11 protein-coding genes are annotated in these 13,308 nt (G+C 42.9%); 9 read left to right on the forward strand and 2 right to left on the reverse strand.

The genetic code is table 11. The features are described 5' to 3' along the window. Positions 1–125: 125 nt before the first annotated feature. The gene (gene rnr / locus JXR01_00235) at positions 126–2,105 is read right to left on the reverse strand and encodes a ribonuclease R (GenBank protein QSH39431.1); all 1,980 of its coding nucleotides are present in this window, start codon (positions 2,103–2,105) and stop codon (positions 126–128) included. A 302-nt stretch (positions 2,106–2,407) separates the two neighbouring features. On the opposite strand from rnr, the gene rpsP reads away from it, so the two are divergent. The 5 genes from rpsP to JXR01_00260 all read left to right on the forward strand — a co-directional run bounded on the left by rpsP (position 2,408) and on the right by JXR01_00260 (position 4,836). Then, entirely contained in the window at positions 2,408–2,890 is a 483-nt protein-coding gene (gene rpsP, locus JXR01_00240) for a 30S ribosomal protein S16 (protein QSH39432.1), read from the forward strand. 91 nt (positions 2,891–2,981) lie between these two features. Further along, positions 2,982–3,386, forward strand: a complete 405-nt coding sequence (locus JXR01_00245; protein QSH39433.1) for a KH domain-containing protein — start codon at positions 2,982–2,984, stop codon at positions 3,384–3,386. 66 nt (positions 3,387–3,452) lie between these two features. Then, a complete protein-coding gene (locus tag JXR01_00250) occupies positions 3,453–3,821 on the forward strand; it encodes a hypothetical protein (GenBank protein QSH39434.1) in 369 nt (122 codons plus the stop codon). A gap of 5 nt (positions 3,822–3,826) precedes the next feature. Then, positions 3,827–4,477 carry a tRNA (guanosine(37)-N1)-methyltransferase TrmD gene (gene trmD / locus JXR01_00255; protein ID QSH39435.1) on the forward strand — a complete coding sequence of 217 codons (651 nt, stop codon included), beginning with the start codon at positions 3,827–3,829 and terminating at the stop codon, positions 4,475–4,477. Positions 4,478–4,539: 62 nt separating this feature from the next. Beyond that, positions 4,540–4,836: a hypothetical protein gene (locus JXR01_00260; GenBank protein ID QSH39436.1), complete on the forward strand. Its 297-nt coding sequence runs from the start codon at positions 4,540–4,542 to the stop codon at positions 4,834–4,836. Positions 4,837–4,910: 74 nt separating this feature from the next. Here the strand turns inward: JXR01_00260 and JXR01_00265 are convergent, their stop codons facing one another. Next, on the reverse strand, positions 4,911–5,117 hold the full coding sequence (locus JXR01_00265) for a hypothetical protein (protein ID QSH39437.1): 207 nt from the start codon (positions 5,115–5,117) through the stop codon (positions 4,911–4,913). A gap of 476 nt (positions 5,118–5,593) precedes the next feature. On the opposite strand from JXR01_00265, the gene JXR01_00270 reads away from it, so the two are divergent. The 4 genes from JXR01_00270 to rpoC all read left to right on the forward strand — a co-directional run bounded on the left by JXR01_00270 (position 5,594) and on the right by rpoC (position 13,296). After that, entirely contained in the window at positions 5,594–5,779 is a 186-nt protein-coding gene (locus JXR01_00270) for a hypothetical protein (protein ID QSH39438.1), read from the forward strand. 2 nt (positions 5,780–5,781) lie between these two features. Continuing rightward, entirely contained in the window at positions 5,782–6,222 is a 441-nt protein-coding gene (locus tag JXR01_00275; protein QSH39439.1) for an NUDIX domain-containing protein, read from the forward strand. 229 nt (positions 6,223–6,451) lie between these two features. Further along, entirely contained in the window at positions 6,452–9,625 is a 3,174-nt protein-coding gene (locus JXR01_00280; protein ID QSH39440.1) for a DNA-directed RNA polymerase subunit beta, read from the forward strand. A gap of 23 nt (positions 9,626–9,648) precedes the next feature. Then, positions 9,649–13,296 carry a DNA-directed RNA polymerase subunit beta' gene (gene rpoC, locus JXR01_00285; GenBank protein ID QSH39717.1) on the forward strand — a complete coding sequence of 1,216 codons (3,648 nt, stop codon included), beginning with the start codon at positions 9,649–9,651 and terminating at the stop codon, positions 13,294–13,296. Positions 13,297–13,308: the final 12 nt, after the last annotated feature.

Here is a 13,308-nt window from a genome sequence, read left to right on the forward strand (position 1 = left end):
AAATTACGTGCTAAATATACTTTTAGAATAGCATTATTGAAATTACATACTAGCAGTGTATATGTAAAAATAGTGTCAGACGTATTATTCCGGGCATTATTTCTTATACAATCTAAAAAAGTTATTTACGCAACAACTTCCCAGTCTAGTTCGCGTGCATCGAGACTTACATTTTTAAGACGAACTTGAACATCGTCGCCAATACGGTATCGTTTGCCGCTTTTTCGTCCTACGAGCGCATATTGCTTTTCATCAAGTTCAAACCAGTCATGTGGGATAGCATTTACGCGAACCATACCCTCGGCATGGGTAGTATTTTCAGCAATAAACATTCCTCCTTTGGTAACACCAGTCACTTTACCCTCAAAAATATCACCAACGCGGCTGCTCATGTATTCTACTTGTTTGAATTTTACAGACTCGCGTTCTGCGCTCACTGCTTCGACTTCGCGTTGACTCGAAGCAATGGCGAGCTGTCTGTATGCTGCAATCTCATCTGCTGGGATTGGTGAGTCATCAAGGTGAGCCATAAGTATTCGATGGACAATCATATCTGGGTAACGTCGAATAGGGGAAGTGAAGTGTGTGTAGTGCTTAAACCCAAGTGAGAAGTGTCCGATGTTTTTGTCACTATATACTGCTTTTGCCATTGAGCGTAGCGTTGCCATTTGTACCACTGCTTCCTCAGGAGTTCCCTTAATATCTCGCATAAGTTCTGCAAGGTCGCGTGCTTCTATTTGTCCAGGGTCTTTCTTACTTAAGTGTTCATGTCCAAGCGCACGTAAGAATACTGCGAGTTCTGCAAGTTTGTCTGACTTAGGCAAGTCGTGAATACGGTACACAAACATAGAAGCGGACGGATTCTTTCCTTTGCAGTGCTCTGCGATGTGCTTTGCAACGCGGCGGTTGGCCAGAAGCATGAATTCTTCGATAAGCTTCATAGTATTGAGCTTTTCTTTTATATAGGCCTTCAGTGGCTTCCCGTTTTCATCAAGCTCAAATTGAATCTCATCACTCTCAAATTCAATTGCTCCGTCAGCAACTCGTTGCTTACGAAGAATACTCGAGAGATCCCAAAGGGTTTTTAGGTCTTTATCGTATGGAGCAAGAGGGGTACCTGTTGTGTTGTCGAGTACATCTTGTGCTGTTCTATAGGTGAATCGTTTATCTGAGTTTATCAGTGTCTTTGCAAAAGCTTGGTTTACGACACGAGCGTTTTTATCAAGTTCAAAAATTGCAGCAAATGCCCGCTTGTCTTGATTTGGGTTTAAACTACACAGATCATTTGAAATAACTTCAGGAAGCATAGGAATCGTTCTGTCTACAAGATATACCGAAGTACCTCGTTTTCGAGCTTCATTATCGAGTTTTGTGCCTGGTCGAACAAAGTGTGTGACATCAGCAATGTGTATACCTATCTCGTAGTTACCGTTTGGTAGTTCGCGTATTGAAAGTGCGTCATCAAAGTCTTTCGCATCATGTGGGTCGATGGTAAAAGTAGGTACGTCACGGAAGTCTTTGCGCCATTTCATTTCATCTTCGGTAACTCCACGCTCACTTAAGAGAGTTTGAGCTTCAGCTTCGACTTCGCTAGGGAATCCACTTACAAAACCACGTTCAAGCAAAATCGCTTTCATTTCAGTTTCGTGATCACCTGATTCACCAATAATTTCTATAATACGAGCCTTTGGTAATTCGTCTGCACGTTCCCACGATGTCATTTCAATAAGTACTTTGTGTCCGGCGTGAACATCAGCTGGTATATCTTCTAGTACAAAGGGGGAGTACACCCGTTGGTTGTCTGGCTTTATTTTCCAAACGCTTCCTTCTTTGAGGACTTGGCCAACAAACTGATACTGCGCTCGCTCTACTACTTTGAGCACCTTTCCGCTACTACGCTTATCGCGTGGACTTGGTGGTAAAAGGGTAATCTCTACAGTGTCTCCGTTTAGTGCTGTGTTGAGGTTGCTGTTGTGTATGTATACATCGTCTTCTAAATCTGCATGCATAAAAAAACCGAAGCCACCTTTAGTGACAGTTATAATCCCGCTTAATGGCACCTCGCTTTTGTGGGAAGCCTTGTTTGTTTTTTCTTTATGTTGCATAACCCTCTATCAACAGCAGTAAACTGATGCACGCATGATACCATCATATGAGTTGATCTTTACTTTCCGTGATTGGAAAGTGATGGGCGCTCCCTTATTTTAGGGGGCGTCTAATAATATCTGCGTTTGATGCACTAGATATACCATTAAGTAGCAATAAATGCACTCAAAATAAGGAGTTCTTCTTTTTACACGCGGATACATTATATAGAGTGTAACGCACTGATAGTTACGTACGACTCGCCAAGTATAGACATTAAAGGATATTTTGTTATAGTTGCGCTCATTCATTCATTGAAGATATGTTAAAAATACGATTACAACGAATTGGTAGAAAAAACGACCCCTCATTCCGTGTGGTGGTGACTGAACATACCCGTGGTCCTAAGAGCGAAAAGCACGTAGACCGTGTAGGATTTTATAACCCAAAAACAAAAGAACAGAAGCTTGATGAAGTGCGCATTAAGCATTGGATAGAGAATGGTGCACAAGCAAGTGGCACAGTACACAACATGCTCGTAAAGGCTGGAATCATTAAGGCTGACACTATCAACGTATTGCCTCAGAAATCACCAGTTGTTAAGGAGCAAGCTGAAGAAGAAAGGAAAGAAGAAGGAGCTCCTGCTGAAGAAGGGGTCGAAGCACCTGCTGAAGATACAGCTGAAGCAGCTCCAGAAGAAGCAAAAGTAGAAGAGCCTGCTGCAGACGTAGCACCAGCCGAAGAGGTGGAAGCTCCTGAAACAGAAGAAGCTGCCGCAGAAGAAGAAAAGAAAGAAGAAGCATAACAGCTCTCCGTTGACTTACCGCAATTGCATGCAATAATGCGTGTGCTGCTTTAGTCGCAGCACATTTTTAACAAATATAATTCAGATATTCATGGAACAGGATCAAGACTTTCTTGAGTTTGCAGTAAAGGCGTTGGTAGACAACCCCGCAGACGTTAAAGTAAACCGAACGGTAGACGAAATGGGTGTTCTTCTAACACTCGACGTACATAAGGACGATATGGGAAAGATTATCGGGCGTGCAGGTAATACTGCAAAAGCACTCCGAACACTTCTGCGTGTTGTAGGAATGAAAAACGATGCCCGCGTAAACCTAAAGATTAACGAGCCAGAAGGAGGGGAGCCACGTGAACGACGTGAAGAAGCTCCAGCTGCACAAGACGAAGTTGCAGAAACTCCAGAACAAGCTGTTGCAAAAAAGGACGAGATGTCAGCAGAAGAGAAGAGTGCTGCTTCAAAGTCAGTTGACGAAGCAATGGAAGATTTAGGACTTTAATTTTGTACTAAAGAAATATAAAACGCCGCGACCAACGCGGCGTTTTATGTTATACATAATAAAATTATGAATAAAAACACATTACATATAGATATAGATACTTCTGTTGAAGAACTCTTTGCATTTACCATAGATCCAAACAACACTGGTTCTTGGGTCGGTACAATAGAAAAAGAGATTGTTGATGCGTACCCTATTGGGCTTGGGACAATATATACGAATGACTTTTCGAAACTTGTCGTCTCGGCTTTTATCCCAAACGAGTTATTTGAGCTAAGTGAGATCAATGGGGAGTATAGAGTCCGATATACATACACGTCGACAAAAGAGGGTTCTCATCTTGAATATGCTGAATGTATGAAAGATGGATCAGACTTAAATAAACCATTTGTGCAAGAGAATTTAGAGAAACTGAAGAAGGTGTTAGAAGAGTAAGATGTATGACACATTTTCATTTAATTACATTGTTTCCAGAATCAATCGAGGGGTACTTTAATACCTCGATGCTTAAACGCGCACAACGCGATAAGAAGATTAAAGTTTCGTATTATAATCCCCGCGATTTTACGAAAGATAAACACAAGAGGATTGACCAAAAACCGTATGGCGGTGGTCCTGGAATGGTGCTTGAAGCCGAGAGTGTATTGAAGGCAGCACGCAAAGCTATTGGACGCAAAGATTTAAAAGATGTTGAGGTGATTTTCTTTTCACCAAGTGGAAAGCAGTTTGAACAAAAAGATGCGGTACGCTTAGCAAAGAAAAAGAAACACATTGTTTTTTTATGCGGACATTACGAAGGAATTGACGCACGCGCCGTTAAAATATTGAAAGCAAAATCTGTTTCTGTTGGCCCATTTGTACTCACAGGAGGCGAGCTACCTGCGGCACTTGTAGCCGATGCGGTAACGCGAAATATAGAAGGCGTATTAGGAAATGCAGAATCTCTTGAAGATACGCGAGTAGCAAGCCCTGAGGTGTATACACGGCCTGAAATTTTGAAATGGAAAGGGAAGAACTACAAGGTACCAAAGGTATTACTCTCGGGACACCATGCAAAAATTGAAGAGTGGAAAAAGAGGAAGCGGAAATAGTATTGCACTAGTTCAAGAAAGGCTATAGTATCGATGGTAGATTCGTACGAAAGGAGAGACAAATGGCAGATGTAACAAATGCGGTTAGTTTAAATCCCGAGGATTATCCAGAAGACACGACGGTTTCTTTTAGGATTACAAATCCGGAAGTTACACTGAAGGCGAAAATTATTTCAGCCAGTTATCACGAAAAACTTGGCTGTTTACGTATCAAGATTCGTCCTGACAACAGTCCGTATGGAGATTACGAGAACATCTCGTATTATGAAGCCAGTGGTGAGTGCATCTTTCGGTTCAAACCTGAAGGTGGGAAACCAAAAGGGCTGGAGTTGCTCGGGACGCTGACTGTCGTCACGTAAGATGTCTCAAAAGAAACAAAACCCGAATCGCAAAGCGATTCGGGTTTTTTGTAACTAAAGATCTACCCCTCCTTTTATCCCACCTTTTCAATTGGGCGTCTAGGCTCCTTCTTTGACCCTTTGCAGTTTGGGCAAGTGAGATCTTTGTTGTCAGGATTTGTGTGTGGTGGAGCGGCTATCGTACCTGAACCATCACACGACTGACAATCAATGAGAGCAGATTTGGTCGTGTTTGGATGAGATTTTGGCATGCCAACCTCCTTTTGCCTGCTATAGAACATACACAAGGTTTTAGTAATTTGCAAAGTAAAAACCCGCACGAATGAATTCGTGCGAGTTTTGTCTGATCTAAGCGTTTCTACACCCAGCATTCTATGTGAATAGACAGTGCCGCCCATCCGACACATAGAATTGCTTGGATCATTACAGAAACAAGAAAGCAGTAACCTGAGATTGCTTTCAACCAATCAAGTTGCGTACGGTATGCCCATGCAAAAAGCAAAATACTCACTAAACAGACAGATAACAAAACGTACGTTCCATACACCAATATGTCTGCGAACAGTTCATACAGTGCCGGGTACTCACTGACTGATAGACAGGTACCCTCCATGTGTATCTCCTTTTCTTCTGAGGTAACCCTAACATGCGAGTAGTACTAAGGAAATTATATAAAAACATCCAATTAATTGGATGTTTTTAAGTTTACGTAGGTATTTACGTAAATACCTACGAAGACATGATAGAATGACTTACTATGAAGACGAGAAAGCGACTTGGAGAAAATCTTGTTCGTAAATTATCTAAGATTGGAGGATTTAGCTATGGGGTAACATTACCTATAGATATTATCCGGAAGTTTAAATGGCGTGAACGGCAGAAACTAAAGCTCACCATCGATGAAAAGAAAAATCGAATTATTATCGAAGACTGGAAGAAGTAGATATGGCGCATATTCATGAGAAGATAGATTTTACTGTTGAGGTGTTTGTTGTGTATCAAGGTAAAGTTTTGTTACGTAAACATGATAAATATGACATCTGGATTTCAGTTGGCGGGCACGTGGAACTTGATGAAGACCCAAACGAAGCTGCAATTCGTGAAGTAAAAGAAGAAGTCGGTTTGGACGTTACACTTTTTGATAACCGTGAGTATTTTGAAGAAGGAGATTTTAAGGAATTGATAGCACCTGTGTCACTTAATCGTCACAAAATCTCTGATACTCATGAACATATTTCGCTAATTTATTTCGCACAGGCAAAAACCGATGCTGTTATTCCAGAAAAAGAGACTGATGAGTGGCGATGGCTTACCAAAGAAGAAATTGAAGATTTCCCCGAACTTCGCGAGCAAGTTAGATTTTATGCATTGAAGGCACTAAACTAATACATATAGTAAGATTGACACTTTTGGGCTGGTCCTGTAGAATACTCGGCATCTTTTTGTGGATTGTGTTGTGGCAAGTTTCTTGGGTGAGGCTGTGTTACGAAAAGTATTTTTAATACATGGTTAAGCGGTTTAAACAGCATCTAGCTGCGCTTAACTCCTTTATAAATAGAGTGTAATTTAAAAGCGAGACACCTCGTACGGGGTTGTTATTGCTCTAATTGTGTATATGAGTAACACTGCATTACCGAAGAAACACTTCGGCAAGTTCACGGAGAACCTTGTTGAAACGCCCAACCTTGTACGCGAACAAATCGATTCGTACAAGCGACTATTAGAAGAAGGTATTAAGTCTGTCTTCGAAGAGTTCTCACCGATTGCTGATTATTCTGGCAAGAAGTTTGATCTCGACATTTCTCACTTTACCATTGGTAAACCTGAGTATGATGAACACTACGCTAAGTTTAAACGACTTACGTACAAAGTTCCGCTTCGCATTGAAGCAAAACTCACCAACAAAACGACTGGTGAGAAGAAGACGCAAGAAATCTTTCTTGCAGATTTCCCATACATGACCGACCACGGTACGTTCATCATCAATGGTGTTGAACGTGTGGTTGTTCCACAGCTTGCCCGTTCGTACGGTGTTTTCTTCTTGAAGAACCTTATGAAAGGATCTGAGTACTTTGGTGCAAAGATTATTCCAGCTCGCGGTGCATGGGTAGAGGTGGAGAGTGAACCAGATGGAGCTATTTACGTAAAAATCGACCGAAAGCGGAAATTCCCAGTCACAACGCTTCTTAAAGTATTTGGGCTTGAAGACGAGAAGGCAATGCTCAAGGCATTTAAGGGAGTAGAAGGAGCCGAAGAAGCCATTAAAACATCTTTGGAAAACGACCTGACAGAAACAACAGCTGATGCGTTTATTGAAGTATACAAACGACTGCGCGATGGAGATTTAGCAACACCAGACAGTGCTCGCGAATTTGTACTATCTATCTTTAGCAAGGAGCGATACGATCTTTCACGCGTTGGACGGTACCAGTTCAATCATCGTTTCGACCTCAAGTCAGAAGGAAAAGCGCTCGACGAACAAACACTTTCAACTGATGATGTTGTTCGTATTGTGTCTCAAATAATTACACTCAACAACACAAAGGGAGCTCGTGAAGACGACATCGACCACCTTGGTTTCCGTCGTGTTCGTTATGTTGGCGAAATGATGCAGCACCAAGTACGTATCGGTATGAGTCGCATGAAGCGAAACATCCAAGATCGTATGTCTACAGTGGATGCAGAAACTATTCTCCCAATACAATTCATAAACCCACGTCCATTCTCAGCTGCAGTTATGGAGTTCTTTTCCACAAACCAGCTTTCACAGTTCATGGACCAAAACAATATTTTAGGAGAACTTGAACATCTTCGTACACTTAGTGCACTTGGTCCGGGAGGGCTTACTCGAGAGCGTGCTGGGTTTGATGTACGTGACGTACACACAAGCCACTACGGACGACTTTGCCCGATTCAGACTCCTGAAGGTCAGAACATCGGTCTTATTCTGCGTCTTGCCGTACACGCACGGCTAAACGACTTTGGTATTATCGAAACACCATACGTGCGGGTTAAAAACGGTAAGGTAACTGATGAAATCGTATACCTTAACGCGCTTGATGATGAAAAATACTTCATTGCTCACGCTGCAACTGAACGTGACAAGAACGGAAAAATCACAGAAAAACTAATAGAGGTTCGTAAAAAGGGTGAGCCATATTTTGTGGAACCCAAAGAAATTGAATTTATGGAGGTAGCAACAGGACAGGCGTTCTCAGTTGCAACAACTATGATTCCATTCCTAGAACACGATGATGCTAACCGATCACTTATGGGAAGTAACATGCAAAAGCAGGCGACTCCATGTATCGTCCCTGAAATTCCCTATGTTGCCACAGGTATTGAAGAAAATGCAGCACGTGACTCAGGACGTTTGGTTATCGCTGACGAAGCAGGAACAGTAACGTACGCTGACGCACGAAGAGTATCGGTAAAGAATGCAAAAGGAAAAGAAAAGGAATACAAACTTGTCTCATTCTCACGAACAAACAACATGTCATTATTCCACCAGCGTGTTGCGGTGAAGGTTGGAGACAAACTAAAACGAGGTGACGTTATTGCGGACACTTCTTCAAGTGTAGGTGGGCAAATTGCTATTGGACAAAACGCACGTATTGCGTTCATGTCTTGGGCAGGAGCCAACTACGAGGACGCTATCGTTATTTCAGAGCGTCTAGTAAAAGACAGTAAATTTACTTCAGTTCACGTTGAAGAGTTTGTTGCGTACGTACGTGATACAAAACTTGGTGCTGAAGTGACAACCTACGATATTCCAAACGTATCAGAAACAAAGCTCCGTAACTTAGACGAAGAAGGTGTGGTGCGCATTGGTGCTGAAATTCGCGCAGGGGACATTTTGGTAGGTAAAGTAACACCTAAGGGTGAGACACAGCTTACTCCAGAAGAACGATTGCTTCGTTCTATCTTTGGTGAGAAGGCAAAGGATGTAAAAGATACATCCCTTCGAATGGAGGCTGGAAAGCGTGGTCGCGTTGTGGGAGTACGAATATTCTCACGAGAAAATGGAGACCAGCTTGAAAGTGGAATCATAAAGCGCATTCACATTGAAGTGGCACAGCTGCGAAACATTTCAGTAGGAGACAAGCTCGCAGGACGTCACGGTAACAAGGGTGTTATTTCACGAGTTCTTCCAGAAGAAGATATGCCATACACAAAAGACGGTGAACCTATCGACATTATCCTTACACCGCTTGGAGTTCCATCACGTATGAACTTGGGGCAGATTTTGGAAATGCATCTTGGTCTCGCGGCCGAAGAGCTTGGCTACCAAGCTATCGTTCCACCGTTCTCAGGAACAACAGAAGAAGAAATTACAAAAGAGTTGGTAGAAGCTGGATTCCCAGAGTCAGGAAAGATTGTACTTCACGATGGACGAACAGGGGAAGCGTTTGACCAACCAATTGCGATAGGAAACATGTACATCCTGAAACTTCACCACATGGTAGAAGACAAGATTCACATGCGTTCCGTTGGACCATACTCTATTACGACACAGCAACCTCTCGGTGGTAAAGCTCAAAACGGTGGGCAACGTATTGGAGAGATGGAAGTGTGGGCGATGCTTGGTTATGGTGCGGCATATGCACTACGCGAAGTGCTCACTATAAAGTCCGACGATATTCTCGGACGTTCAGCCGCTTTCGATGCGATTGTGAAAGGTGAGCGCATTAGGCAACCAAACGTGCCTGCAACGTTCAACGTGCTTGTTCGACACCTTCGTGGACTGGCATTGGACATCAATTTAGAAAGGAATAACGACGACAAGTAACGCGTATGAAAACAAACAAAGAAATGCTCATAAACGATTTCGACAAGGTTACGCTGAAGCTTGCGTCACCTGATCGAGTTCTAGAATGGTCTCGTGGTGAAGTAGTAAAGCCAGAGACTATTAACTATCGAACACAACGTCCTGAAAAGAACGGTTTGTTCGATGAAAAGATTTTTGGACCGGAAAAAGACTTCGAATGTTACTGTGGAAAGTACCGTGGTATTCGTTTCAAAGGAATTATTTGTGAAAAATGTGGAGTAGAAATTACTCGAAGTGTGGTGCGACGCGAACGAATGGGTCACATTGACCTTGCGACACCTGTTGCTCACATTTGGTTCCACCGTGGTATTCCATCAAGAATTGCACTGCTACTTGGTATTTCGGCTGCTGAAGTTGAAAAGGTAGTGTACTTTGCTGGATACATCATCACTAAGGTAAATGAAGAATCAAAGGGGCGACTACTCAAAGATCTTGAGAGTGAGTTCAAAGCAAAGAGTAAGGATGTAAAAGATGAAAAGACAAAGAAGAAACTGAAAGAACTGGCAACTGCTGCAAAGAAAGAAATTGAAAGTATCAAAGAGGGTATCGTACTTGAAGAAGGTGAGTACCATAAGTTTGCGCTTAAGTATTCTTCATGTTTTGAAGCAAAGATTGGAGCAGAGGCACTGTACGATATCTTTAAAGACCTCGATCTTGAAGTATTCCGTCAAGAATTACTTACCCGGCTTGAAAAAGCAGGTGCAGCTGATCGAGTAAAGCTACAAAAGCGCATTTCGCTTGTGAAGCAAATGCAAGGAGCTGACGTTCGTCCTGAATGGATGTTCCTCACACAGCTTCCGGTGATTCCACCAGCACTTCGACCGATGGTTGCTCTAGAAGGTGGACGTCACGCCAGCTCTGATATTAACGACCTGTACCGCCGAGTGATTAACCGAAACAACCGTCTTAAGAAACTAAAAGACATTTACGCACCAGACGTTATCTTGCGTAACGAAAAGCGTATTCTGCAAGAAGCAGTCGACGCATTGCTCGATAACTCAGTGCGACGTGGAAACACAGCATATTCAGTTGGAGGGCAACGATCACGACCACTTAAGTCTCTTGCTGACTATCTAAAGGGTAAGCAAGGGTACTTCCGACAGAACCTTCTTGGTAAACGAGTAGACTACTCTGGACGAAGTGTGATTGTTGTTGGGCCTGATTTGGCACTTGATCAATGTGGGCTACCAAAGATGATGGCATTGGAACTCTTCCGACCATTCATTATTTCAGGACTTCTTGAACGCGAAATTGCATATAACATTCGTGGAGCAGGACGCCTTATTGAAGAGGGAATTCCAGAAGTGTGGGCAATTCTTGAAGAGGTAATTAGCGATAAACACGTGTTGCTAAACCGTGCGCCAACGCTTCACCGTCAGAGTATGCAGGGGTTCCGCCCAGTACTTATTGAAGGAAGCGCTATTCAACTACACCCATTGGTATGTGAAGCGTTTAACGCTGACTTCGATGGTGACCAAATGGCTGTGCACGTACCTCTCTCAGACGAGGCACAACATGAAGCGCGGACTATTATGTCTGCCAACAAGAACATTTTGAAGCCTGGTTCTGGAGACGTAACCACAAATGCACGACAAGACATGATTCTTGGAATCTACTGGATGACAAAGATTGTAGAAGGTGCAAACGGAGAAGGAACAATATTCGAAACAACAAACCGAGCTATCAGCTCATACGATTACGGAGTTGTTGATTTCCGCGCGAAGATAAAAGTACTCCCAAGTGATTCACCAAAGTACGCAGCGTACAATGGAGAGTTATTTGAAACCACTGTTGGACGACTCTTGTTCAACTCAGTGCTTCCTACAGACTTCCCATACATCGACGAAACTGTTGACCGACGACGCATGAATAAGCTCGTTGATGATCTTATTGCTCGTTACGGACTAAGTGGAATGCCAAAAATCCTCGACAAGATTAAAGTATTCGGATTTAAGTACGCAACATTGTCAGGTATTACGTGGGGACTCTCTGACCTTAAGACACCACCAAAGAAAGAGGTCATCATTGAAAAAAGCACACAAGCCATTCTTGAACTACGGGCACAATTCAACGACGGACTTCTTTCAGAAGGAGAGCGACGACGAATGGCAATTGAAGTATGGCAGAAAGCCAAAACTGATATTGAAGATTCTGTGATGGAAGCAGTTGATCCACATGGTTCTGTGAGCGACATGATTACTTCAGGAGCTCGTGGTTCTGTAGGACAGCTTACACAGATGACAGGTATGAAGGGGCTTATTCAGAACCCGAATGGAGATATTATTGAAACGCCAGTTATTGCTTCGTACAAGGAAGGAATGAAGCCAATTGAATACTTTATTACGACTCACGGTTCACGTAAGGGACTCGCCGACACCGCACTTAAAACTGCGCAAGCCGGATATCTCACTCGACGTTTGTTTGACGTTGCACAAGATATTGTTGTTACTGAAGATAACTGTGGTTCAAAAGAAGGAGTAGAAGTAAGTCGTGTTAATGCACTTGGAATGGAAATTTCACTTGGACGCGCAACAAAGGGGCGTACAGTTGCTGAGCCAATTATGGATGGCGACAAAGAACTCTTTAAAAAAGGTCACTTAATTTCTGCACTGGATGCTGAAGAGCTTGCTAACTCAGCAGTACAAACAGTTGTGGTTCGTTCCCCGATGACCTGTAAAACACAACGTGGTGTATGTCAGAAATGTTACGGGTATGACCTTACAACAAACGAACTAGTAGATATTGGAGAAGCTGTTGGTACTGTAGCTGCTCAGTCTCTTGGAGAGCCTTCAACACAGCTTACTATGAACACGAAGCACGCCGGAGGAGCTGCCTCAGTCGGAGGAGACATCACACAAGGTTTGCCACGAGTTGAGGAAGTATTTGACCGACGTTCGCCGAAGAGCCCAGCACTTATTGCACGTATCGACGGAGTCGTGTCTGATCTTATTAAAGAAGGAGACGACACCATCATTACTTTGATTCCAGAAGGAACAAGCAAGAGCTCACGAAAACGAGACATCGAATATAAGGTGCCTTCAGTACGTACGATTCTTGTAAAGAAAGGTCAGCCGGTAGTAAAGGGTCAGTTTATGACAGATGGTTCTGCTGAACTTGATGATCTTTACCAGTACGCCGGAAAAGAACTAGTACAAGAATATATCATCTCTGAAATCAATAAGATTTACGAGCTTCAAGGTGTTGCGGTATCACGTAAGCATCTCGAAGTCGTTATCAAGCAAATGTTCTCACGACGAAAGATTAAGAACGCAGGAGACACTAAGTTCTCAATCGGACAAGTTGTAGAAGATGTTGAACTAGAACGAGAAAATGATCGTATGAAGGAAGCAGGAGGTGATATTGCAACTGCAGATCAGTTGGTAACCGGCATTACCGAAACTGCTCTTACACGAGATAGTTTCCTTTCAGCAGCATCATTCCAAAATACAACACGTAAGCTCTCAGAAGCTGCTGTTCGTGGAGCGGAAGATAAGCTCGAAGGATTGAAGGAAAACGTTATTGTAGGACGTCTTGTTCCAGCTGGAACAGGATTTGTTGGGAGTGCAAAAAACACTGCCATGACAGAGTTGCAGAGTGAACTTTCTGAGAACGAGCGAAAACGAGAGGACTAATATCTCGTAAAA

It is taken from the genome of Candidatus Kaiserbacteria bacterium (genome assembly GCA_017134395.1).
Taxonomy (GTDB): domain Bacteria; phylum Patescibacteriota; class Minisyncoccia; order Phycocordibacterales; family UBA2100; genus UBA2100.